Here is a 23781-nt window from a genome sequence, read left to right on the forward strand (position 1 = left end):
ATTCAGGGAATTTTTGACGAAAAATTCACTCTGACCTAAGAATAATATGGGAATATTAATATTCGTTTCACGATATAGGGAGATGTCGACACAATGACTGCTAAATCTCGCATTCTGGTCTTAAATGGGCCAAATCTTAACCTGTTAGGGCTACGTGAACCTGCACATTATGGTTCTGACACCTTAGCGCACATTGTCGAGACATTACGCGAACAAGCGCAAAAAGCAGATATTGAGTTAGAACATCTTCAATCGAACCGCGAATATGAGCTGATCGAAGCCATCCATGCCGCTTACGGCAAGGTCGACTTCATCATCATTAATCCCGCCGCATTGACGCACACCAGTGTGGCACTGCGCGATGCGTTATTGGGTGTCGCCATCCCATTTATTGAAGTGCATCTATCCAACGTTCACGCACGTGAACCTTTTCGCCATCACTCCTATCTGTCGGATAAGGCGCAAGGGGTGATTTGCGGGTTAGGTGCACAAGGTTATGAATTTGCTCTTGCAGCTGCCATAAAAGCGCTACAGGCAAAATAACCCACAGACGATCAACGATAAACAAACACTCTACGGCCCAACCTTAAGGGCTGACGTATTCACAAGATAAAGAGAAAGAAAAGATGGATATTCGTAAAATCAAAAAGCTTATCGAACTGGTAGAAGAATCTGGCATTTCTGAACTAGAAATCTCTGAAGGTGAAGAATCGGTACGCATCAGTCGTAACACTGCGCCAGTACAGATGGCTCAGATGCATTACGCTGCACCAGCGCCAGCACAACAAGCCGCGCCAGTCGCTGCCCCTGCGCCAACGGCTGAAGCCGCCGCGCCTGTAGCGCCAAAAGGTCACCAAGTGCTTTCGCCAATGGTCGGTACTTTCTACCGCTCACCAAGTCCAGATTCAAAAGCGTTCATCGAAGTCGGTCAAAGTGTTTCAGTCGGTGACACACTATGCATCGTTGAAGCGATGAAAATGATGAACCAAATCGAAGCCGATAAAGCAGGTATCGTTACGGCAATCCTACTTGAAGACGGCCAGACCGTTGAATTCGACCAACCGCTTGTTGTTATCGAATAATCGAGGTTTGCTTTATGTTAGATAAATTAGTCATCGCGAATCGAGGTGAAATTGCACTTCGTATTCTGCGCGCATGTAAAGAGCTTGGCATCAAAACTGTTGCCGTGCACTCCACTGCCGATCGTGATTTAAAACACGTACTGTTGGCCGACGAAACCATCTGTATTGGCCCAGCACGTGGTATTGACAGCTACTTAAACATTCCACGCATTATTTCTGCAGCAGAAGTAACTGGCGCAGTAGCAATTCACCCCGGTTACGGTTTTCTTTCTGAAAACGCCGACTTTGCTGAACAAGTCGAGCGTTCAGGCTTCATTTTTGTTGGCCCGAAAGCCGATACCATTCGCATGATGGGTGACAAAGTGTCAGCCATCAGCGCAATGAAAAAAGCGGGCGTTCCTTGTGTGCCGGGTTCTGACGGCCCACTGGATGGCGATGAAGTCAAAAACAAAGCTCATGCGAAACGCATCGGCTACCCTGTGATCATCAAAGCTTCTGGCGGAGGCGGCGGTCGTGGTATGCGCGTGGTTCGTAGCGAAAATGAACTGACTCAAGCGATCGCAATGACGCGTGCCGAAGCCAAAGCAGCATTCAACAATGACATGGTTTACATGGAAAAATTCCTAGAAAACCCACGTCACGTTGAAGTACAAATTATTGCGGATGGTCAAGGTGGCGCAATTCACCTTGGTGAACGTGACTGCTCAATGCAGCGTCGTCACCAAAAAGTGGTTGAAGAAGCTCCAGCACCAGGTATTACCGAAGAGATGCGTAAATACATTGGTGAACGTTGTACACGCGCTTGTCTCGAAATTGGCTATCGTGGTGCCGGTACGTTTGAGTTCCTATACGAAAACGGCGAGTTCTACTTCATTGAGATGAACACGCGTATTCAAGTTGAGCACCCAGTCACTGAAATGGTCACTGGCGTTGATCTCATCAAAGAACAACTTCGCGTCGCCGCAGGTCAACCACTGTCGTTTACCCAAGATGACATTAAGATCCGTGGCCATGCGATTGAATGCCGTATCAACGCGGAAGATCCGGTTCGTTTCCTCCCTTCTCCGGGCAAAATCGAACACTTCCACGCGCCGGGCGGTATGGGCGTTCGTTGGGAATCACACATTTATGCAGGCTACACAGTGCCACCGCATTACGATTCAATGATCGGCAAGCTTATCACTTACGGTGAAAACCGTGACGTGGCAATTGCGCGCATGAAAAATGCGTTAAACGAAATGATCGTCGATGGCATTAAAACCAACATCACCTTGCAGCAATCGATCATGCAAGATGAGAACTTCCAACACGGTGGGGCGAACATCCACTACCTTGAGAAGAAATTGGGTTTACAGCACTAATCTTCTCTTCGCGTCGCGAGAAACCAAATGCTCACTTCGGTGAGCATTTTTGTTTTCGGCAGCCGAGTCAGTTTCTGCTAAACTCTGCGCCAACTGACGACATAACAGAGCAACTGACATGCCTTGGATTCAAATTAAACTGAACGCAACTAACGCCAATGCCGAGCCAATTGGCGACATGCTGATGGAAGAGACGGGCGCAGTATCCGTCACTTTTCTTGATGCTCACGACACCCCTGTTTTTGAACCGCTTCCGGGCGAAACTCGCCTTTGGGGCGATACCGACGTGCTGGCGCTGTATGATGCCGAAGCCGATAGCGCATGGATCATAGACCAAATTCGCTCAAGCAAACTGCTGAGTGATGACTTTGCCTACAAAGTTGAACAGCTCGAAGATAAAGACTGGGAACGTGAATGGATGGACAACTTCCACCCGATGAAATTTGGTCAACGTTTGTGGATTTGCCCAAGCTGGCGTGAAATCCCAGAGCCTGACGCTGTCAACGTAATGCTCGACCCGGGCCTTGCATTCGGTACAGGTACTCACCCGACGACCGCATTATGTTTAGAGTGGCTCGAAGGGCTCGATCTGACAGGCAAAACCGTCATCGATTTTGGTTGTGGTTCAGGCATCTTAGCCATTGCGGCGATCAAATTGGGCGCAGCCAAAGTCGTCGGTATTGATATCGACCCACAAGCACTGCTTGCTTCTAACGACAACGCAGGGCGCAATGGCGTAGCTGACCAACTTGAAGTGTATTTACCACAAGACCAACCTGAAGGCTTAATCGCTGACGTGGTTGTGGCCAACATTTTGGCCGGCCCACTGCGTGACCTGAATGGCGTGATCAAAGGGTTACTTAAACCCAACGGCCAACTTGCGATGTCCGGTGTTTTGGACACTCAAGCCGAAGAAGTTGCCAACCATTATCGTGACGAGCTTCACATTGACCCGATAATTGAGCTCAATGAGTGGTGCCGCATCTCGGGTCGCAAGCAAGGCTAGATAAGACTTTGCGTGCTAATAGACTGTATTTTATACGATTTACTAAAACAAATTGTAAATGCTCAAATATTAGTCTTTTCACGCAGTAAAAAAATGCGTAAAATGCGCGCCCTTGCTGGTACAGAACTGTGATGACGTTTTGAAAATCGGAAACTATCAACTTAAGAACAATCTTATCGTTGCCCCTATGGCAGGAGTGACTGACAGACCATTTCGAGAGTTGTGTCTTCGCTATGGAGCAGGCATGGCCGTCAGTGAAATGATGTCCTCTAATCCTGCTCTATGGAATACGTCAAAGTCGATGCAACGTATGGTACATGAGGGCGAATCGGGCATTCGCTCGGTACAAATTGCGGGAGCCGACCCACAGCTTATGGCCGATGCAGCCCAATTTAGTGTTGAGAACGGTGCTCAGATCATCGACATCAACATGGGTTGCCCAGCAAAAAAGGTGAATAAAAAGCTGGCGGGTTCAGCCTTACTCCAATTTCCGGAGACGATTGAACAGATCTTGAAAGCGGTGGTGAACGCCGTTGATGTCCCAGTGACATTAAAGACCCGTACTGGCTGGGACACAGACAACAAAAACTGTGTCTACATCGCTAAATTAGCCGAAGACTGCGGCATACAAGCTTTAGCCCTGCATGGCAGAACCAAAGCGTGTATGTACAAAGGCGAGGCCGAATACGACAGCATTAAAGCGGTGAAAAACGCCATCTCTATTCCGGTTATTGCTAACGGTGATATCGATAGCCCAGAGAAGGCGAAATACGTGCTGGATTACACCGGCGCTGACGCTTTAATGATTGGACGCCCTGCCCAAGGTCGCCCGTGGATTTTCCAAGAAATCCAACACTATTTGGAAAACGGCACCACGATGTCTGAACTTCCGGCTGCGGAAGTGAAAGATATTATGCTTGGTCATGTACAGGCTCTCCACAGTTTCTATGGTGAGTATTTAGGCCCTCGCATCGCTCGTAAGCATGTGGGTTGGTATCTGAAAGAACATGAACAAGCGAGTGAGTTTCGCCGTACCTTCAACGCTATTGACGCAGCACCGCTGCAAATTGACGCGCTCGAAGGTTATTTTGATAACGTTGCATCATAATTAAGAGAAGAGCTAGACCGCATATGTTCGAACAAAACCTGACTTCAGAAGCTTTCACAGTAACAACCGTAACTTCACAAGATCAAATCACGCAAAAGCCACTACGTGATTCAGTTAAAGCATCTCTTAAAAACTACCTTGCGCAGTTAAACGGCCAAGAAGTGACAGAACTATACGAGTTAGTTCTTGCTGAAGTTGAACAGCCACTACTCGACACCATCATGCAGTACACTCGCGGTAACCAAACTCGCGCAGCAACCATGATGGGCATCAACCGCGGCACTCTTCGTAAGAAGCTAAAAAAATACGGCATGAACTAATCTAGCTACTGCACAAATCTAGCAACTAGATACCATCGCTTTTAAAACCGAGCCTCTGCGCTCGGTTTTTTCATTTTCACCCAACGGATAACTAAAATATCAACGGGCTGCTTTACTTTGCATTAATGCAATAAAGAGATCTGATTGTTTGAGCGGGCTCTCTCTTCTTCTGTTGTCGCATTTACGCGACCGCAACAAACTGGTTACATTGTGCATGTGATGGAAATTTACCGACCGATCCCCAAATCACTTGTCGTGAACAGTGCATACAATGAGTAAGGCTTTATCCCCCAAAAATGGAGTGACTAAGATGAGCTCGGCGACGCAACAATCTAAACACCAAGTCAAATGGGCCTATTATAATGATAAAACCACTCGGAAGATTGACAAGGAGTGACGTCAATGAGCTTACTGAACTTGCGCCAGACCAAAATTAGAACGCGTTTATACCTGCTGACCACGGTCACCACACTGCTACTGTTGATCCCATTTGTCTCCATGCTCAATAGTTATCAACACGATTTAATGCAATCAAAACAGACAAAAACTCGCCACATCGTCGAAACAGGATATGGCGTATTAAGTTACTTCCACCAATTACAAATCGATGGCACCTTGTCCGAGCAGCAAGCACAGACTCAAGCCAAACAAGCCATCGCGAAACTGCGCTACGAGGCTGATGATTATTTTTGGATCAACGACCTTCAGCCAAGTATGATCATGCACCCAATGAAGCCCCAATTGGACGGCAAAGATCTCTCCAATGCCGCCGACCCGACCGGAAAAAAACTGTTTGTAGAATTTACTAAAGTCGCTAAACAGCAGGGTGAAGGCTTTGTCGACTATATGTGGCCCAAACCAGGTTCTAGCGTCGATGTGGGTAAAATCTCTTATGTAAAATTATTTAAACCTTGGGGTTGGATCCTCGGTTCTGGAGTCTACATCGACGATGTCAATGCGTTGATTTGGCAACGCCTACAATCGATATTGCTCATTCTTAGCCTCGTCATTATTGTGATGCTGATTCTTTCAGTAGTGATAGGAAATAGCATCACTAAACCGTGTGAAGAAACCAAACAGGCACTCGAAGAAATCGCCAAAGGCGACGGTGATTTAACCAAACAGCTCTCGGTGCAAGGTAGTGATGAGCTGTCACACATAGCGCAAGCCTTCAATGAGTTCACAGAGAAGATTCGTCATACCATTACCAATATCACACCGATCACCGACAATGTTAACCACTCGGCAAATGAGCTTACTCAACTCTCACAACATGCCTCAATCAAAGCCTTAGAGCAGCAGCAATCCGTCGATACAGTCGCATCAGCAATGAACGAACTGCATGCGAGCAATCAAGAAGTGGCTAATGCAGCGAGTAGTGCCGCGAAAGCCGCGCATACGGCCAGCAGCAAAGGCAAAGAAGGCAGCTCGGTGATTGGCAAAGCTTCTGATTTTATGGACTCCCTGTCTGCACTACTGACCACCACTGACACCACCACTAAAAACCTCGCGAAAGAGACACAAGATGTCGGAGCGATACTGGCGGTCATCCAAGGGATAGCTGAACAAACCAACTTATTGGCCCTGAATGCGGCGATTGAAGCAGCACGTGCTGGTGAACAAGGAAGAGGCTTTGCTGTCGTCGCGGATGAAGTACGGGCGCTGGCAACGCGTACTCAAACCAGCACCAACGAGATAGAGCAGATAATCAATAGATTACAGGCTCGCGCAAAAGAGCTGGGAGAATTTATGGCTCAAACGCAGCAACAATCAACCGCCACACAACAACAAGCCGTTTTAGCGCAGCAAGTGCTCAATGAGATCGACGAGCAAGTAAAACAGATTCTCTCACTCAATGAACATATTGCTGAGGCAAGCGCCCAGCAAACCACCGCTACAGAAGAGATTAATCGCAATCTGACTCATATTGCCGAACACAGCTCCCAGGCTGCAGCCCAAGCCGATCAAGTGTCGACAGCCAGTCAATATCTCTCAGACAGTGGCCAACAACTGAAACAGAGCATTAGCCATTTTAAAGTGTGAGCAACTCACGCCTTATCGGCTGATGAGATCACTCCAATGCCGCTAAAATTGAGCAGTGGCTGGCGTTGTCGTCTATATGACCGCAGCACGCATCGTTGATTTTTTTTAGCGCTTGACGAATCGCCGTTAACTCGGCGATTTTTTGATCAATCACCACCAGCTTAGCGCTGGTGATCGATTTCACTTCTGCACAGCTGTGTTCGGTCGCTTCCAGCTTTATTTCCAGTAACTCTTTGATCTCATCCAAACTGAGCCCTAGCTCTTTGGCTTTGAGAATAAAACTCACCTGCTGCTGATTTTTTTGATTATATAAACGATAACCAGACTCACTGCGCCCCGCCGGTTTTATTAGCGCATTTTTTTCATAAAAACGCAGCGTATCGGTTGAAACTTTACAGCGTTTGGCAAGTTCTCCAATTTGAAACATCTCATTCTCCTTTAACGTTTTTATTACGTTTGATACCCAATATCGCCGTTTTTATAAAAAATTTTGCGATGCCAAACGATTGCGCGAGCTTTTTGATGATTGTTTGGTTAGAATGTGCGCCATCAAATTTCCCATTAACTCCATGATTTGAGGAAGACCAAAGCATGAATAACGCTCGTCCTATTCACCGCGCATTGATCAGCGTATCAGACAAAACCGGCATTGTTGAGTTCGCTCAAGCTCTCGCGAAGCGCGGTGTCGATATTCTTTCTACTGGTGGCACCGCTCGCTTATTAGCAGACCAAGGTATTGCTGTTACAGAAGTTTCTGACTACACCGGTTTTCCTGAGATGATGGACGGTCGCGTAAAAACATTGCACCCGAAAGTACACGGTGGCGTGCTGGGCCGCCGCGGTCAAGATGACGACATCATGCAACAACACGGTATTAAGCCGATTGATATGGTGGTCGTCAACCTTTACCCGTTTGCCGAAACCGTTGCTAAAGCAGGTTGTACCCTAGCTGATGCGGTAGAAAATATCGACATTGGTGGGCCAACTATGGTGCGTTCTGCGGCGAAAAACCACAAAGACGTGACCATAGTGGTGAATGCACATGACTACGACCGTGTCATTGCCGAGATGGATGCGAACGACAATTCGCTAACACTCGAAACACGTTTTGACCTTGCGATTGCCGCTTTTGAACACACCGCCGCTTACGATGGCATGATCGCCAACTACTTCGGCACTATGGTTCCATCCTACGGAGAGAACAAAGAAGGTGATGAAGAGAGCAAATTCCCGCGCACCTTCAACCAACAATTCCTGAAAAAACAAGACATGCGTTACGGTGAGAACAGTCACCAAGCGGCCGCTTTCTATGTTGAAGCCAACCCAGAGGAAGCGTCAGTCTCTACTGCACGCCAACTCCAAGGTAAAGCGCTCTCTTACAACAACATCGCCGATACCGACGCCGCTCTTGAGTGTGTGAAAGAGTTCGCTGAGCCAGCGTGTGTGATTGTCAAACACGCCAACCCATGTGGCGTTGCCTTGGGCAGTGATATTCTTCAAGCCTACAACCGCGCTTACCAAACCGACCCAACGTCTGCCTTTGGTGGCATCATCGCTTTTAACCGCGAGCTAGACGCACAAACTGCAGCGGCGATTGTTGAGCGCCAGTTTGTTGAAGTGATCATCGCACCAACCGTTTCAGCGGAAGCGATTGAAGTGGTTGCGGCGAAGAAAAACGTGCGCCTGCTTGAGTGCGGTGAATGGTCAGCGAAAACCACGGGCTTTGACGTGAAACGCGTCAATGGTGGCTTACTGGTACAAGATCGCGATCAAGGCATGGTTAGCCTTGATGATCTCAAAATCGTAACCAAGCGCCAGCCGAGTGAAGAAGAGATCAAAGATGCTCTTTTCTGCTGGAAAGTAGCTAAATACGTCAAATCAAACGCGATTGTTTACTCAAAAGGTGACATGACTGTTGGCGTGGGCGCAGGCCAAATGAGCCGCGTTTATTCAGCCAAAATTGCGGGCATTAAAGCGGCTGATGAAGGTTTGCAAGTCGAAGGATGTGTGATGGCTTCTGATGCCTTCTTCCCGTTCCGTGACGGCATTGATGCCGCGGCGCAAGCGGGCATCAAGTGTGTGATTCAACCGGGCGGTTCGATGCGCGATGACGAAGTGATTGCCGCCGCCGATGAACACGGTATGGCGATGATCTTTACTGGTATGCGTCACTTCCGTCACTAAAAACCTTACCCCACCCTAGCCCTCCCCTAGAAGGGGAGGGAATAGAAACCAAGTGACCTCACCTAACTTTTAGAAAGAGGTATTGTTCTCCAAGTTCCTTCCCTTTAAGGGGAGATATTGTCATCCAAGTTCCTCCCCCTTTAAGGGGGAGGTTAGGAGGGGGTAAATGGCAACAAACAAACTCTATACGTTAAAGGATACTCATAGATGAACATTCTGATTATAGGTGCTGGCGGTCGTGAGCACGCTCTGGGTTGGAAAGTCGCTCAAAACCCAAATGTTAAAACTGTCTTTGTTGCTCCGGGTAATGCGGGCACAGCGCTTGAGCCTAAACTTGAGAACGTCAACATTGCAGTGGAAGACATTGCTGGTTTGGTCGCTTTTGCTCAAGAAAAACGTATTGAACTGACCATTGTTGGCCCAGAAACACCCTTAGTGCTTGGCGTGGTGGATGCTTTCCGTAAGGCGGATTTACCCATCTTTGGCCCGACTCAAGCGGCAGCGCAGCTCGAAGGCTCTAAAGCGTTCACCAAAGATTTCTTAGCTCGTCATCATATTCCTACTGGGGCTTACGCTAATTTCACAGAAATTGAACCTGCTTTGGCATACGTCCGCCAGCAAGGCGCGCCGATTGTGGTCAAAGCTGATGGCCTTGCCGCTGGCAAAGGAGTCATTGTGGCGATGACGCTGCAAGAGGCCGAAGACGCGATTCAAGATATGCTCGCAGGCAATGCCTTTGGTCATGCAGGCAGCCGCGTGGTGATTGAAGAGTTCTTAGATGGAGAAGAAGCGAGCTTCATTGTCATGGTCGATGGTGAAAACGTGCTACCTATGGCCACCAGCCAAGATCATAAACGCGTCGGTGATAAAGACACTGGCCCCAATACTGGCGGCATGGGCGCTTACTCGCCAGCTCCGGTGGTCACGCCTGAGATCCATGAACGCGTGATGCAAGAGGTCATTTATCCAACCGTTCGCGGTATGGCAGCAGAAGGCAACCCTTACACAGGTTTTCTGTACGCTGGGCTAATGATTGACGCGCAAGGCACACCAAAAGTGATTGAGTACAACTGCCGCTTTGGTGACCCTGAAACTCAGCCGATCATGATGCGGATGCAATCGGATTTGGTCGAACTCTGCTTTGCCGCTCTAGAAGGCAAACTTGATCAAGTGGAGTCAAAATGGGACCCACGCGCTTCTATCGGTATTGTTTTGGCCGCTGGCGGTTACCCTGCCGACTACGCGAAAGGGGATGTCATTTCTGGCTTACCAACGCAAGAAGTCGCGGGTGAGAAAATCTTCCACGCAGGCACAAGCAACCAAGCTGGAGAAGTCGTCACTAACGGTGGTCGCGTGTTATGCGCAACCGCACTTGGTAACACGGTTTCACAAGCGCAGCAGCGCGCTTACCAATTAGCCAAACAGGTCAACTGGGATGGCATGTTCTATCGCAGCGATATTGGCTACCGCGCGATAGCTCGTGAACAACAGACAACAAAATAACAACGACAAAGCTAGGTTATGATCCAATAAGGCGCTCATTGAGCGCCTTATTTTTATACTTCATATTCATACTTCGGTATTGGCTTGGTGTTAAACTCACTTCGAGATGAACTTAATCATCACTTCAACAATTGCGGTTTTTCGACACAGCCATGATTCTCATCAGCAAGCATTAATAGCTCTTCGATATAGACACGGTTATTGCGGATTTTACCTAAAAAGGCAATGTAGTTATCCAATGATGCTAAACGACTGACCACAAAACTGGGCAGCGTTTGGTTAAATTCCATCTGCGTGTATTCATGACCCGTGCAGGTTTCAAACACTTCGCCATCCCACACCCCTTGAATCAGCTCTAACCCTTGGTTGTCTTTATTTTTGGTTTCTGAGATCAGGTATTGTGCTTGTTGCAGGTAATGGGAAAGCTGTTCTTCATCGAGTGGCAGTATTTTTCCATCGACACGGTATTGTTGATAAATGGCCTCGCCAGCGTCATTAAAACGTAAGTGAACCGAATAAGGTACGAGCGATTTCTTTTGTAGCTGCTCACCTTCGCGCTTGAGCTCTCTTAATGTCCCTTCATCCCAGCGATAATTGGTTTTATACCAACCATAATCACCTGATGCGACATAATCGGCGGCGCTGTTTGGAGAAGCTGAACGCTCGATATACCAATAAAAACTGGTGGCATCACCCATGGTTTGCCCACTGGTATAATTGGAATATTGTTCGAGACTAGGCGTATGGCTAGAGGAGGAGCATCCCACTAAGACTAGGGGAAATAGAATGGATAAAAGAATTTTTTTCATGGGAGAAATCTACGCCGAGAGAGTATCTCGGCGTAGTATAAATTATTTCACTGAATCTTTCAGTGCTTTACCGGCTACAAATGCTGGAACGTTAGCTGCTGCGATTTGAATCTCAGCACCTGTTTTAGGGTTACGGCCAGTACGCGCTGCACGGTGGTTTACTTTGAATGTACCAAAACCAATTAGTTGAACTTGGTCACCCTCTTTGAGAGCGCCTTCAACTGCGCCTAAAGTCGCTTCAAGAGCAGCTTTTGCTTGTGCTTTAGATAAGTCTGCTTTTTCAGCGATAAAGTCGATTAATTGGGTCTTGTTCATTAGGTTTCCCTTCTCATGTGTTATCGAATTGACCTCACTCTAAAACATAAAGCCCCCGTCTGGCAAAGGTTTGTCGCTGATCTTTTGTCTCTATGCCGCACTTTTAACCACAATATGAGCAATAACTCACAATTTGTTACTGATTGACAAAGAATATCCGCTTGTTTTTGACGCTGTAAGCCCTTATTTATAGCGTACTTATGCTTGGATACCTGATATTTCAGGTCACTTAAGCGACCTAATATATCAGTACAATCCTACGCAGGTAGAGCCTCCAATGATCGACATTGGCATGGATCAAGCTCAACGCAGTATTGATTTGGTATAGATTAAAACTAAGGAACAATCATGTTTTTGCTTACGGTTTATATTGCCGTTGCCATCGGTGTCTCTTTTATCTGTTCGGTTCTTGAAGCTGTGCTACTGAGCATCACACCAAGTTACCTTGCTCAGTTGCGCCAAAATGCTCACCCTTCAGCTGATAAATTAAGCAAGCTCAAAGCGGACATTGACCGTCCCTTGGCATCGATTCTCACGCTCAACACCATTGCTCACACCATCGGTGCCGCCAGCGCAGGCGCACAAGCGGCGGTCGTATTTGGTAGCGAATGGCTCGGCGTATTTTCTGCGGTGCTAACTCTAGGCATTTTGGTGTTGTCGGAAATCGTACCGAAAACCATTGGCGCAACCTATTGGCGTCAACTTGCGCCAGCTTCTGCGGTAGTTTTACGCTGGATGGTGTGGGCTCTGACACCTTTTGTCTGGTTTTCAGAGCAGATCACCAAACGCTTAGCGCGTCACCATGAAGCACCCAAAATGCGTGATGAACTCTCCGCGATGGCCATGCTGGCCAATGAAAGCGGTGAGTTTGCCGATGGCGAATCAAAAATACTCAATAACTTGTTGGCTATCCAACACGTCCCAGTGACTCAAGTGATGACACCGCGCCCGGTTTTGTTTCGCGCCAGCGCGCAACTCACTATCGACGAGTTTCTCGTGCAACATAGAGATACGCCCTTCTCGCGTCCGCTTATTTATGGCGAAAGCAAAGAGGACATCATCGGTTTTGTACATCGCTTAGAGCTATTTAAACTGCAACAAAAGGGCCAAGGCAGTAAACGTTTAGAAGAAGTCATGAGGCCGCTTCATGCGCTGCTCAACAAAATGAGCTTATTAAAGGCGTTTGATCAAATGATGCAAAAACGGCTGCAATTGGCGTTAATCGTTGATGAATACGGCACAGTACAAGGCATTCTGACCTTAGAGGATATTTTTGAATACCTACTGGGTGAAGAGATCATTGATGAAGCAGATAAAACCACCGACATGCAGCAGCTCGCTTACCAGCGCTGGGAACGTTGGAAGAAAACACACGGCGTCATTGAAAACAGGGATGAGGAATAGTCGCCAATCTGCCTAAGTGTAGTTAACAATAGTAAAAGGGAAAATAGACTTATAAACTCACGCTTAATAAAGGTTAAATTAAATGCAAAAAATCCGATATCGAAACAAAGATATCGAATTTTTTGCACAATACACAACTTGCGGTTATGGATAGAGGCTCATGTAATACATATGAAGGTAGTAACGACTCTATGGTTTTTTAAAAGCAAATCTAACCAGCACAATAGCAATACCGAGCATTCCACCGAGTAACGTCGCTAAAACACAAATCAATGCCCGTTTCGGCCCTGCTTTTTCTTCAGGAACAACGGCTGGGTCAATCGTTTTAAAAGCAAATTCATCTTTAACTTCTGCCAGCATTAAACTTTTCATCTGCTCTTCAATCAACTGATAAAAAACAGACTGCATATCAACTAATTTGGTTTTTTCTAGTTGCTGCTCAAGATAACTAATATTCTGACGGGTTTCTGTCAATTTTTCATTTTTAATCCAATCATTTAAGTCTTTAACCAGCAATTCAACCCACTGCTGGGCTATAAGTGGTGAAAGATGGGTAATTGATACCTTTACCAACCCATTATCTTTCGCCTCTGAAACAGAAAAGATTTCTTTGAATGCTTTATGAGCCTCCCAATCACTAGGAGTAGAAGAGAGTGGAGGCTCAATTTTTCGGATCCATTGCTGTGTTTCTACGTCATAAAGAGCCGGGTCGATAACCATCTCACCAGATACACGATCCCAAGATTCAGCGGCCATTAGAGGCACAAGTAACTGATGGCGGTTGATAAAAGCATTGATAAACTGACGAGACTGCAATACAGCCAAAGACATCGCCTTATCTCCTGAGCGACCACTTCCTAGGTTAATGCCAGCTAAGGATGCCAATCCGCCCAGTTGCCCTCCCATTGACGTTAACCCACCACCACTATCTTCATTGGCAGCAACTAAACTCGCTTCCGCTTGATAGGTATTCGGTTTTGATAGCGCAACAATCACACCACCAACTGCAAAAACAGCCGTACATAACACGATGAGCAACTTACCTTTCCATAACGCCCCAAAAAGTTCTCGTAGGTCAATCTCATCATCTGAAACGCCTAACTTATCCATATGACTAAATATAGGTTGTTGTAACATTGGTTTATTCATAATCACACACTAGCAAACGTTGGCGCATTCAATACGCCAACATAAAAATGACGAAAACCCATTAATCTTTGATTGCGCTCCAAGCAACACCGATTTGGTACAGTATCTGAGTAGCAGAGGTTAAAGTACTTAGCCCATCTAAGTAATCGGTATCAATTGGAACCACTATCGTATCACTTGGCTCCAGTGGTTTTGATTTCCGGCTAAACCAGAAAGAATTATTTGGCAACATAACTGAACCATCAGCACGAATCACATAGATTCTATCAGTATCGGCTTGCTTTTTCGTTCCTCCAGCTGCGGATATATAATCTTCTATACTCATTCCCGGACGATAAGTATGATTCGAAGCAAATTGAACCTCACCCATGACACTGAGTATTGGTTGAAGAGCAGGCACGTATAACTTATCGCCACTCTCCAACATGATATTATTAGTACTATCACCCGCAACAGCTTGCTTTAAGTCGATAACCAACCGTCCAAGCGCCTCTGTTTTTTCTAACTCTTCAGCGATCGCCATGGCATCATTAGGGCTAGTGGTGTAGCTCGCTGAAGAGCTTTGACGGCGTAATGCTAGGCTAGCAATTTCCTGTTTCAACTGAACATTAAGTAACTTTAATCGCTCTTGCTCTTGGCGCTTTAAACTTTCACGACTAAATACCGCACCCGCAGGATAGGCAAATCGGGTAAAACCGCCAGCTCGAGCAATAACATCAGAGAGGGTTTCACCACGAGCAAAGGTGTACGTTCCAGGAAACTTAACCTCGCCTTGCAGCTCAATAGATAAATCGCGCTGCCAATCGGGTTGACGTTTTACCATGATCGAATCTTGAGCAACAAAATCAAACGACATGTCTCCATCGATTAGTTTTCGAGGGAAAATTGTATAGTGCTCGACATCAAAACTATCATTGACACGCTGAGAACGCGTTACTTCCGCCTGAGCAAGGTAGGCATGCTCAGCAAAGCCACCAGCAGCATCGATCAACGCCTTAAAGTTTACATCGTCAGGTAAAGGATAAACACCTGGATATTTAACTGCGCCGGTTACTTCGATAAGTTGAGCAGGAGAATCAAAGGTTGCCTGTGCTCTCAAACGCTCAATGATAGGTTCAAGTAATAACTCTCGGCTGCTTTTTTTAAGGCTATCACTCTTAGAAACCTTTTCTTCCCCTAAAAGATCAAGTTGACTAGTGGTGTCTAGTTCCACCAACGCACCTGTAGTTTGATCAACTACCTCAACAAACTTAGGTTTCTCCGTAGAGGCTACATCTACCTTTATATTTTTATCTTTGCGATACCAATATTCCAAATCAATACCATTATCAAAAATAAAAATTTGATCGCGAGCTTGAAGTGGCAAATTATCCGCAGATAAAGGCTGAGAGATCGCGTTAAGTAAACTGAATTGTTTTACTCTGAGCTTACGGGGAGCCACATCTTCTCTCACTAAAAGAGCGTAATGAAGATCGGCGGTTTCCTTTAAATCTTGTTCGATATCTTTAATCACATCATTTACTTTCATTCCAGGAACAAAAGAATAGGTACCTTGCCTAATGGCCTCCCCATGAACGGCAACCACATTACTAAAGCTTTGGTTAACAGGAGCTAGAGACACTTCATCCCCTGGTTGTAACATAAATGAACGGTGAGGTTGATTTAAAAAATCGAGGGTAATAAGTTCAACGCCATTAGTACTCACTCGTCGGACATTGACTAATGAAAGATAGGCATTAGGTAAAGCACCACCTGCCATTTTTAAGATGGATTCAAGAGTGGTTTTCCCTTTTAGCTCATATTTGGCGGGACGAATAATTTCACCTTTAACGGCAACACTTGCTTGTCTGGTGGGAATAAATAATGTATCACCCGCTTGCAACCGTATATCCTGTGAATTATCACCGTTAAGCAATAAATTATAAGCATCAAAATATTGAATGACCTTACCTTTGCGCTTGAGCTGAATGTTGCGCAAACTTCCACTCTCTTTAACGCCGCCACTTGCTACAATCGCTTGAGTGAGCGTAGTAAGCCCATTAACATTATAAGCACCTGGTTGAGTTGCCTCACCAGCAATGTATATTTGAATCGTTCTGATACTTCCTAAAGAAACGACCGCCTCAACACCAATGAGCTTTCTTTCAACCAAACTTACAATGTATTGCTTAATTTCGCCAAATGTTTGTCCTGCAATGTATTCGGCACCTAACTCTGGGAAATCCACTTTACCATCACGATCGATAGTCACTGAATAGCGCTGATTGGATTTACCATAAAGCTGAACCAGTATTTCATCGCCAGGTGCCATTACATAATCTAAAGGGATTGGAAGATTATCCACTGGCGTAAAATCCATTGGAGTGCCAACAAATAAATCGTAACCAAATAGCGGAAGTTCAGATTCATCAGATTCTTTTAAGTTTAACGACTCAACATTCGAATTCTCTTGAATGGAAGTTGCTCTTTTCGGCTCAGCAATTTTTTCTTTTCCATTTACTCCGTTTGATGCAGATGCTGAAGAGATAGCATTTAAATCAAACCCATACTGCTTTGCTAACTGCTCTTGCTGGGCCTTTGGAAGCGATTTAAATTGAGATATTTGCGCTGCTGTTGGAGTAAAACTTAACGCAGTGCTTGGCAAAATAGCCACAAACACCAGCAGGAAAGAGTTAAAGAAAAAATTACACTTCATCATTTTATGCTAGCCATCATCTTTAATTAGTTATTTTTATCTAAAAGAGCTACGTTAAAATCGAAATTCGTAGTTCGACCAATAATTCGTCTGACTACTTTCACTTTGCTCTCTGTCCACACCAAAGGTAAGTCTTCCACTCAACGCTGGGAGTCGATAACTTACCTGATACAATTCTTTGCCCTGCTGTTGGTACTGTGTTTGCTCTTGATATGTCGCTTCTATTTGATGGTCATTCGCTAACTGCACGTAACCAGATACAGACCAACCATCTTCCACTAAATAGCTATTTCTCATGAACTTATCATTAAATAACTTCATGTCTGTCAAGACATGTAAATCATCATCACGACCTTGTTGTCGTTCAATAACCAAACGAAAAGAGTATTTATCGAAGGGTATAAAACCAGACCAACCAAACAATAATGCCCCAAGCTGAGAGGCTCTAAGATCCGAAGCAACTTCAACATAGACGCTATGATAAAAATCACAAACGCTAGGTAGCGATAACTTAGCATCGAAGGTTACTTGCTCATCTAGATAATCACTGTCATCAATAGGTTTCAGCCACTGATGGTAAGTAAGGCCATATTCCAGTATAGAAAATGGCTTACTTATTAATCGAGAAGACCATTGGTATTGGTAAATATCATCAACATCACTGACTAATGTTTCCAAACTCCAAACACCCAACCAGTTATTTTCGCTCGTATAGCTAAGGCTAATCTCAGGTACCGACTCGTGTGTATTCAATACCAAATTATGCTGCCAACCTTGTCCCCACCAGCGAGGCAAAGTACCAATGCTAAAAACCCACCCACCAGTATTAAGCGCTAAGTAACTGTCTTGCCAACGGATATCGCGATCTTCACCATCATCAGAATACCCTGTCGTTAGACGAAAAGCGTAATGCGGCTTAAGCATTTCATAGCTAGCATAAGCGCCCCAATGATCATTACTCTCTCGACCAAAAGCATTATTTACCAATGGTTCGCTATTTACAATTACGGCAAATTTGCGATTTCCACGTTCTAACTGAGCGGCTTGATAACGGTATCTGAGATGAGAATATTCAGAATTTAAAGAGGAAGAAAGAACATTAAACTGAGATATGGAACTATCTAACATCGACCAGAGCATTGGAAAGTGATTGGTAGGGCTATTGACCCTCCCTGAATCTGACAGAGCCGCAAGATCTGAGCGCACAAAAGGATCGGATGTTTCTAACCATGGGGAAGCAAAAGCTTGCTTGCAAACAATGCAGCCCCCTAAGAGCACAACCAGTGATTTCATCATCCATCCATCCATCCATCCATCCATCCATCCATTATTAACCACTGCAAAGTCCTAAATGCTAATATTATTAAATAAACTAAAGTGTACACTGGCGCGTAGCATACTAAATACATCATACCAACTCAACTAATTCATAGTGACTGCATTTATATTAAAAAAATGAATACATTAAATGGGATATCACTCTTTAAAACACTCAATGACTATTGATAAACTTTTACTTTGGTGTCTATTTTGCATACCATGTCAATAGGCGTGCTTATGCATTGCCGACATCGATGTTTTTATTTGTAAATTTACAAGGATATACTATGAAAAAAATTGCATTAGCGGCATTAGTTGCTTTGAGTTTATCAAGTACAGCGTTTGCTGAAGAAGCTGCGGTAGCTGCAGGAGCAGAAGGTGCATCAGCCGCTGCTACTGGCGCTGTTGCTACATCAGGTATCGTAGCTGGTGCCCTTGCTGTTGCTGTTGTAGCAGTTGTTGCTGCATCAGACAGTGATGGGACAACAGGCACTGACGGCACAACAAACTAAGTTTGCTCCTACAAACATCCTTAACTTTGTTAAGGATGTTTTTTATGCTTACCAGAAACAACAAATTACTGACATAAAACGGATAATATCGATGTCGAGCAAAATAAAAACGGCGAAACCTCTGATCTCGGCTCTGCTGTCTTTGGGATTAATGACCGCTAGTGGCTGTTCAACTAAGTTTTCTAGTATTAATGATTCGATTAAATTTGCCGCATTCGGCGTCGATAATGTGACATTAACCAAGCAACAAATCGAGCAGATCCCTTATTTAAGCAGCTACGTGACTATCAACGATAAAGCACAAATTTTCATGGTATTGGCATTCATTGATATACATCCAACTTCAGGTAAAAAACAGTATAAATGGCTCTCTTCTGACAGTGCAATGATCGTTACTGAAAATGGTAGAATCATCAAAACAATCAATATGCCGACCGCAAACCTTTACAGCGTATTGCCTCTAAAAAACTTCCCGTCTTTAACCAACGATAATCAATGGCAAGCCCAATACGATTGGCAACCTGAGTATCAATTCGGTCAACGAGCCACCATATCAACTCGTCAAGTCGCCACCGAATATATCGAATCAGTACTGTGGCAAGAAAATACAAGTGTGTGGCAAGAAAACGTTCAGTTCGATAAAAGTGGTAAAAGCATGAGCAACACTTTCTGGGTTGATAGAAACGGCAATGTCGTTAAGTCCTCACAATGGTTAATTCCTGATGCCTTAAAAATCGACATGGAAATATTAAAACCTTACAAACCTCAGTAATTATAGGCTGTCATTTATGAATTATTGTCTTCTAGCACTATTTATGGCTGCTTTTTCAGCAAGCGGCTTTGCTTCCGTGTTAACGATACACTTACCCGATGAAAAAAAAGTACTTGAATATAGCCAACCAGAACGGCTGGAAAAAATATTCACTGACATTATTAACCAACAAAAAACCGTAGAAATGGCTTATAACAACCCAAACGGACCACTCGCTGCATTAACCACTTATCCATTGAACAATATGCTTTTTAATCAAGATAAAGCGAGCGAAGTGGAAAAAATAAAACAAACCTTACTTCAACGTTTAACTGCCTACACACATGATCATCCAAAATCTAAAGCAAGCATTGCTTTATTGAATGAGCAAATCAGTCGTTGGAATGTTGGTTATCGTGAATTCATCAATCTTGATTATGATGTAATACGGATCGCACCGAAGAACAACCCTCAGCTAGAAGGCAATTTCGAGATAATTACGCCCAAAAGGCCCAAAACAGTTCGTATTGAAGGGTTACTTTTCTCTCCGGTCACTAAACCGTTTATTGGTGGATTAACTGTCGCAGATTACCTTAACCAAACAACATTATTATCGAGCGCCAATAACAGCAATGTCTGGGTGATTTATCCTGATGGTCATGCCAAACAAGCGGGATATGCCTACTGGAATGATGAACAAACTCTCCTAGCACCGGGTAGCGTCATTTTCGTAGGATTTAACAGCTCAAACGCTCAGTTATTAGGTTTCGAAAGCGAGATTGTTTCGCTACTTCGGTCAAGAAAAGGCTTTTTATGAAACCTCAATATTCTTCATTTCTTATTTCGTCTTTAAGTCTGATCTCTGTTAGTTATGCATCGATTGCCCTAGGCAACACGAATGATTGGAAACCATCACAAATGGACTTTGGTGGTACTGGTCTAATGCAAATGCCTTCAGGCCGCATGGCAGAAGAAGGTGAATTTAATATCGGTGTCAGTTTTAATAACGACTACCACCATTACGTTGCTTCGATGCAAGTGATGCCATGGCTTGATGCGACAATTCGCTATACCCGCTTACCCGATGTTCTCTATAATTCAAATCCAGACTACAGCGGCGATAACCTGTATACAGACAAAGGTATGGATTTTAAAGTTCGCCTCATTGAAGAAAGCTACTGGCTACCAGAAACATCTATTGGCGTGCGAGATTTTGGTGGTACTGGTATGTTTGACGGTGAGTTTGTCGCTGCAACTAAACGTTTTGGCAACCTTGATTTCACACTGGGTATCGGCTGGGGATACATAGGGCAAAGTGGCAACGTCAGTAACCCGGTTTGTAAAATAAGCGACCGATTTTGTAACCGACCGAGTGATTTTAAAGACAATGGCGGCATGGTTGATTTTGAACGTTGGTTTAAAGGCCCCGCGGCATTATATGGTGGAATCGAATATCAAACACCTTACGAGCCACTGCGAATTAAAATTGAGTACGATGGCAACGATTATTCTGAAGATGGGCCACAAGTAAGAGCCAACTCTGATATGACTCAGCACACTCCTTGGAATATTGGTATGAATTACCGATTGGGGGACTGGGGAGATGCGAAAATCAGTTATCAACGAGGTGATACTCTAACGCTAGGCTTTAACTTTTATACCAACTTCAATCACATGAAAGCAAGTTGGTTGGATACGCCGAAACCCAAAGTTCAAGCAGCCCCTACATCCAATGATTGGCAGCAAGCATCAATTGAGCTGTTACATAATGCTGGCTATCAACAGAATACCATTGCGGTTTCTAATACCAAAGTTATCGTGACAGGTGAACAAGTTAAATATCGTGATAAAGACGAAGCACTTGAGCGAGCTGCAGCTGTTTTAACTCATTATGCTAGTGATGACATTACGGAATTTCATATCATAGAACAAAACAATGGTGTCGCATTAACTGAAACCATAATTAATAGAGAAGACTATATCTCGGCAGCCAATTATAACCAACTTGGGCTTACTCCTCAGTCTACTTTCGATAAATATCAAGAACCGACCCCAACATTTTCTTCTATAGTGGCTCAATCTATCAAACATTGGGATTACGGTTTATCACCGTCACTACAACAATCTCTTGGTGGACCGGAAGCTTTCTATTTATTCAGCCTAGGCCTGAGCGCGCACTCCAATTATTGGCTCACGCCTAAACTTGAACTTGGCGGCGCGATCTACATCAACATTATCGATAACTACGACAAATTCAATTACGGTATTGATAGCCCACAGTCACCACATGTTCGAAATGAAGCGACGCCTCGAGTTCGTACGATGTTCCGTAGCTACGTACAAGATCCCGTGCGTCTGAGCCAATTACAGCTAACTTGGTTTGAACAGCCAACAGAGAGTATCTACACACAAGTTTACGGCGGATATTTAGAATCGATGTTTGCTGGTGTGGGTAGCGAAATATTATATCGCCCCATGAACTCTAACTGGGCTCTAGGATTGGATATGAACTACCTCAGTCAGCGTGAAGCTGACTCTTGGTTTGGGATTTATTCAGATAATTACTTCTACTACAATGGTGTAAATCCAGACTCTCAGACTTGTATTAATAACCCAACAAGTTGCCGAGCTTATGTGTTAAACCAAGGTACGACAGGCCACCTAACCACCTACTATACCCCTGACTGGTCGTTTCTTAGTAATACGCTATTTAAAGTTAGTGCAGGCAAATTCTTAGGGGGAGATATTGGTGCCCGAATTGATTTTTCTAAACAATTCAAGTCGGGTGTGATTGCTGGTGTTTATACGGTATTTACAGACTTAACCGCTGATGAGTATGGCGAAGGAAGCTATAACAAAGGATTCTATGTCTCAATTCCTTTTGACATCATGACAGTGAAGCCATCAACGAACAGAGCAATACTAAATTGGGAGCCAATCACTCGCGACGGTGGGCAAATGTTGAGAAAGAAACATCAATTATATGATAGAACAGATGCCCGCTCTCCTTGGGTACAAAGGCCCAATACATCGCAGTAATGGCCTGTCAATGCAAGGCAATGTGGCAAAATACACACGGCGTCATTGAAAACAGGGATGATGGGAGCTTTAGCTCTAATGCCGATCAGTTAAGACTTTAATCGGCAGATCAGTTGAATGATCCTACCTTTATGTAAAAATCCGATAGACCTTGTTTATCGGATTTTTACACGTTTCTCAAGCCCTCGATATCATCAACAGTTATAAACCCAATCAAGTTGAAACGCTCGCAGACCTCTTGCTCATTGAGCTCATCAATAGTGCTTATGAGCTTACGGATACCGTTACTCTAAGAAAACGAAAGCTCACTTTAGAGTCGATGGCATGGTTACTGGTTGGCATGGCCATCTATAACGATAAATCCATGGCTGACATTGTCAATATGCTCGATATTGTTGACCGCACAGGTAAGCTATTTGTTGCTCCAAGTGCATTAACACAGCGAAGAAAAAAGGGCTGATTTATGAAGTCGTGAAGAAGAAGCCAAGCCGATACCCTAGAAAATACAATGCCGCTCACCTTAAGTGAACGGCATTAGTGCTTTAGCTCCCATTTTTCTACAAACTCACGCCAATGTTGCTCACGCCTTCGTCGCGTAGCTCTTGGCGTAGGTCTTTAATCAAATCAATATCTCGCTCTACGGCTTCACGCAGAGGGCGGAAAATAGCCCACTGTACATCCCATTCGGCGCAGACCGCTTCATTTTGTTTTTGATTGTCGTTGGTGATCTCTTCGCCCGTTTGCGCTTCTTCTAACTGCGCCACTGTCAGCACCGACACCTGACTGATTTTTTGCATGTTTTCATACAGATAATCGCGATCAAGCAGGCCGTGAAGTAGGTGAGACAAAGCCACACACGCATCAATTGCTGGATACACAGCGTAAACATCAAAATCTTCTGAGCTTGGAATGATCTCTTCCAACTTCTCCAATTGGTTCTCGAAATTGATTTTGGCACTTTTTACCGTGAGCAATTCCCAAACACTGTCGAGAATATCTCGATATACTCGCGTGTGAGCAAATTCAGTATTGTCGCAAAACATGGCATAGTTCGGGTACATACGTTCACACAAACACGCCATAAAAGTAATTTGTTGCCAAGGTTCAAATTTCTCAAGACGAACCTGCAGAGGGTTTTGTAGCATAATCACTCAATCGCAGCAGAAAAAGACAGCGGAAG

21 protein-coding genes and 1 pseudogene are annotated in these 23781 nt (G+C 44.7%); 15 read left to right on the forward strand and 7 right to left on the reverse strand.

The annotated features are described in order from the left end of the window. Positions 1 to 93 precede the first annotated feature (93 nt). From aroQ to PL85_RS08245, 7 genes are all read left to right on the forward strand, one after another. Positions 94 to 543 (forward strand): type II 3-dehydroquinate dehydratase, encoded by a 450-nt coding sequence (gene aroQ / locus PL85_RS08215; protein ID WP_013855811.1) that lies wholly within the window; start codon positions 94 to 96, stop codon positions 541 to 543. Positions 544 to 626: 83 nt separating this feature from the next. Beyond that, positions 627 to 1082: an acetyl-CoA carboxylase biotin carboxyl carrier protein gene (accB, locus tag PL85_RS08220; RefSeq protein WP_013855810.1), complete on the forward strand. Its 456-nt coding sequence runs from the start codon at positions 627 to 629 to the stop codon at positions 1080 to 1082. 14 nt (positions 1083 to 1096) lie between these two features. After that, positions 1097 to 2443 (forward strand): acetyl-CoA carboxylase biotin carboxylase subunit, encoded by a 1347-nt coding sequence (accC, locus tag PL85_RS08225; protein ID WP_017042212.1) that lies wholly within the window; start codon positions 1097 to 1099, stop codon positions 2441 to 2443. 118 nt (positions 2444 to 2561) lie between these two features. Next, positions 2562 to 3449: a 50S ribosomal protein L11 methyltransferase gene (gene prmA, locus PL85_RS08230; RefSeq protein ID WP_013855808.1), complete on the forward strand. Its 888-nt coding sequence runs from the start codon at positions 2562 to 2564 to the stop codon at positions 3447 to 3449. 139 nt (positions 3450 to 3588) lie between these two features. Further along, on the forward strand, positions 3589 to 4557 hold the full coding sequence (dusB, locus tag PL85_RS08235; RefSeq protein ID WP_010320339.1) for a tRNA dihydrouridine synthase DusB: 969 nt from the start codon (positions 3589 to 3591) through the stop codon (positions 4555 to 4557). A 23-nt stretch (positions 4558 to 4580) separates the two neighbouring features. Continuing rightward, the gene (fis, locus tag PL85_RS08240; RefSeq protein WP_010320338.1) at positions 4581 to 4877 is read left to right on the forward strand and encodes a DNA-binding transcriptional regulator Fis; all 297 of its coding nucleotides are present in this window, start codon (positions 4581 to 4583) and stop codon (positions 4875 to 4877) included. A gap of 402 nt (positions 4878 to 5279) precedes the next feature. Further along, positions 5280 to 6920, forward strand: coding sequence for a methyl-accepting chemotaxis protein (locus tag PL85_RS08245; protein ID WP_019281512.1), 1641 nt, complete (start codon positions 5280 to 5282; stop codon positions 6918 to 6920). 28 nt (positions 6921 to 6948) lie between these two features. On the opposite strand, the gene zntR is transcribed toward PL85_RS08245, so the two are convergent. After that, positions 6949 to 7347, reverse strand: coding sequence for a Zn(2+)-responsive transcriptional regulator (gene zntR / locus PL85_RS08250; protein WP_017046798.1), 399 nt, complete (start codon positions 7345 to 7347; stop codon positions 6949 to 6951). A gap of 164 nt (positions 7348 to 7511) precedes the next feature. Here zntR and purH point away from each other — a divergent pair, with 164 nt between their 5' ends. Both purH and purD read left to right on the forward strand, forming a co-directional pair. Then, the gene (purH, locus tag PL85_RS08255) at positions 7512 to 9104 is read left to right on the forward strand and encodes a bifunctional phosphoribosylaminoimidazolecarboxamide formyltransferase/IMP cyclohydrolase (protein ID WP_019282408.1); all 1593 of its coding nucleotides are present in this window, start codon (positions 7512 to 7514) and stop codon (positions 9102 to 9104) included. Between the two features lie 207 nt (positions 9105 to 9311). Beyond that, positions 9312 to 10607, forward strand: a complete 1296-nt coding sequence (purD, locus tag PL85_RS08260) for a phosphoribosylamine--glycine ligase (RefSeq protein WP_019282249.1) — start codon at positions 9312 to 9314, stop codon at positions 10605 to 10607. Positions 10608 to 10726: 119 nt separating this feature from the next. On the opposite strand, the gene PL85_RS08265 is transcribed toward purD, so the two are convergent. Beyond that, positions 10727 to 11416, reverse strand: a complete 690-nt coding sequence (locus PL85_RS08265) for a DUF1481 domain-containing protein (protein ID WP_019282250.1) — start codon at positions 11414 to 11416, stop codon at positions 10727 to 10729. A 42-nt stretch (positions 11417 to 11458) separates the two neighbouring features. Beyond that, on the reverse strand, positions 11459 to 11731 hold the full coding sequence (gene hupA / locus PL85_RS08270; RefSeq protein WP_010320328.1) for a nucleoid-associated protein HU-alpha: 273 nt from the start codon (positions 11729 to 11731) through the stop codon (positions 11459 to 11461). A 348-nt stretch (positions 11732 to 12079) separates the two neighbouring features. On the opposite strand from hupA, the gene PL85_RS08275 reads away from it, so the two are divergent. Continuing rightward, complete coding sequence (locus PL85_RS08275) at positions 12080 to 13135, forward strand: CNNM domain-containing protein (RefSeq protein WP_017048893.1); 1056 nt, start codon at positions 12080 to 12082, stop codon at positions 13133 to 13135. 189 nt (positions 13136 to 13324) lie between these two features. On the opposite strand, the gene PL85_RS08280 is transcribed toward PL85_RS08275, so the two are convergent. The 3 genes from PL85_RS08280 to PL85_RS08290 form a co-directional block, all read right to left on the reverse strand. After that, positions 13325 to 14272, reverse strand: coding sequence for a Wzz/FepE/Etk N-terminal domain-containing protein (locus PL85_RS08280; protein WP_019282251.1), 948 nt, complete (start codon positions 14270 to 14272; stop codon positions 13325 to 13327). 73 nt (positions 14273 to 14345) lie between these two features. Further along, positions 14346 to 16982, reverse strand: a complete 2637-nt coding sequence (locus PL85_RS08285; RefSeq protein ID WP_019282252.1) for an SLBB domain-containing protein — start codon at positions 16980 to 16982, stop codon at positions 14346 to 14348. A gap of 51 nt (positions 16983 to 17033) precedes the next feature. Then, positions 17034 to 18317, reverse strand: a complete 1284-nt coding sequence (locus PL85_RS08290; protein WP_234826549.1) for a capsule assembly Wzi family protein — start codon at positions 18315 to 18317, stop codon at positions 17034 to 17036. Positions 18318 to 18586: 269 nt separating this feature from the next. On the opposite strand from PL85_RS08290, the gene PL85_RS08295 reads away from it, so the two are divergent. The 5 genes and pseudogenes from PL85_RS08295 to PL85_RS08315 form a co-directional block, all read left to right on the forward strand. Next, on the forward strand, positions 18587 to 18811 hold the full coding sequence (locus tag PL85_RS08295) for a hypothetical protein (protein ID WP_017048458.1): 225 nt from the start codon (positions 18587 to 18589) through the stop codon (positions 18809 to 18811). 91 nt (positions 18812 to 18902) lie between these two features. Further along, complete coding sequence (locus PL85_RS08300; RefSeq protein ID WP_019282254.1) at positions 18903 to 19583, forward strand: YjbF family lipoprotein; 681 nt, start codon at positions 18903 to 18905, stop codon at positions 19581 to 19583. A 43-nt stretch (positions 19584 to 19626) separates the two neighbouring features. Further along, positions 19627 to 20379: a capsule biosynthesis GfcC family protein gene (locus tag PL85_RS08305; RefSeq protein WP_019282255.1), complete on the forward strand. Its 753-nt coding sequence runs from the start codon at positions 19627 to 19629 to the stop codon at positions 20377 to 20379. Beyond that, a complete protein-coding gene (locus PL85_RS08310; protein WP_069212002.1) occupies positions 20376 to 22601 on the forward strand; it encodes a YjbH domain-containing protein in 2226 nt (741 codons plus the stop codon). The genes PL85_RS08305 and PL85_RS08310 overlap by 4 nt, the downstream gene beginning before the upstream one ends. A 157-nt stretch (positions 22602 to 22758) precedes the next feature. Then, positions 22759 to 23052: pseudogene (locus PL85_RS08315) on the forward strand (transposase domain-containing protein); the annotation flags it as partial. Between the two features lie 106 nt (positions 23053 to 23158). Here PL85_RS08315 and PL85_RS08320 read toward each other — a convergent pair. Next, positions 23159 to 23746, reverse strand: a complete 588-nt coding sequence (locus tag PL85_RS08320) for a YjaG family protein (RefSeq protein WP_026028258.1) — start codon at positions 23744 to 23746, stop codon at positions 23159 to 23161. Positions 23747 to 23781: the final 35 nt, after the last annotated feature.

This window comes from Vibrio anguillarum, from assembly GCF_001989995.2.
GTDB classification, from domain to species: domain Bacteria; phylum Pseudomonadota; class Gammaproteobacteria; order Enterobacterales; family Vibrionaceae; genus Vibrio; species Vibrio anguillarum.

Excerpts from the sequence above, each read along its gene's own strand:
- aroQ (WP_013855811.1), top strand. The coding sequence starts at position 94 with ATGACTGCTAAATCTCGCATTCTGGTCTTAAATGGGCCAAATCTTAAC.
- accB (WP_013855810.1), top strand. The coding sequence starts at position 627 with ATGGATATTCGTAAAATCAAAAAGCTTATCGAACTGGTAGAAGAATCT.
- accC (WP_017042212.1), top strand. The coding sequence starts at position 1,097 with ATGTTAGATAAATTAGTCATCGCGAATCGAGGTGAAATTGCACTTCGT.
- prmA (WP_013855808.1), top strand. The coding sequence starts at position 2,562 with ATGCCTTGGATTCAAATTAAACTGAACGCAACTAACGCCAATGCCGAG.
- fis (WP_010320338.1), top strand. The coding sequence starts at position 4,581 with ATGTTCGAACAAAACCTGACTTCAGAAGCTTTCACAGTAACAACCGTA.
- PL85_RS08245 (WP_019281512.1), top strand. The coding sequence starts at position 5,280 with ATGAGCTTACTGAACTTGCGCCAGACCAAAATTAGAACGCGTTTATAC.
- zntR (WP_017046798.1), bottom strand. The coding sequence starts at position 7,347 with ATGTTTCAAATTGGAGAACTTGCCAAACGCTGTAAAGTTTCAACCGAT.
- purH (WP_019282408.1), top strand. The coding sequence starts at position 7,512 with ATGAATAACGCTCGTCCTATTCACCGCGCATTGATCAGCGTATCAGAC.
- purD (WP_019282249.1), top strand. The coding sequence starts at position 9,312 with ATGAACATTCTGATTATAGGTGCTGGCGGTCGTGAGCACGCTCTGGGT.
- PL85_RS08265 (WP_019282250.1), bottom strand. The coding sequence starts at position 11,416 with ATGAAAAAAATTCTTTTATCCATTCTATTTCCCCTAGTCTTAGTGGGA.
- hupA (WP_010320328.1), bottom strand. The coding sequence starts at position 11,731 with ATGAACAAGACCCAATTAATCGACTTTATCGCTGAAAAAGCAGACTTA.
- PL85_RS08275 (WP_017048893.1), top strand. The coding sequence starts at position 12,080 with ATGTTTTTGCTTACGGTTTATATTGCCGTTGCCATCGGTGTCTCTTTT.
- PL85_RS08280 (WP_019282251.1), bottom strand. The coding sequence starts at position 14,272 with ATGTTACAACAACCTATATTTAGTCATATGGATAAGTTAGGCGTTTCA.
- PL85_RS08285 (WP_019282252.1), bottom strand. The coding sequence starts at position 16,982 with ATGATGAAGTGTAATTTTTTCTTTAACTCTTTCCTGCTGGTGTTTGTG.
- PL85_RS08295 (WP_017048458.1), top strand. The coding sequence starts at position 18,587 with ATGAAAAAAATTGCATTAGCGGCATTAGTTGCTTTGAGTTTATCAAGT.
- PL85_RS08300 (WP_019282254.1), top strand. The coding sequence starts at position 18,903 with ATGTCGAGCAAAATAAAAACGGCGAAACCTCTGATCTCGGCTCTGCTG.
- PL85_RS08305 (WP_019282255.1), top strand. The coding sequence starts at position 19,627 with ATGGCTGCTTTTTCAGCAAGCGGCTTTGCTTCCGTGTTAACGATACAC.
- PL85_RS08310 (WP_069212002.1), top strand. The coding sequence starts at position 20,376 with ATGAAACCTCAATATTCTTCATTTCTTATTTCGTCTTTAAGTCTGATC.
- PL85_RS08320 (WP_026028258.1), bottom strand. The coding sequence starts at position 23,746 with ATGCTACAAAACCCTCTGCAGGTTCGTCTTGAGAAATTTGAACCTTGG.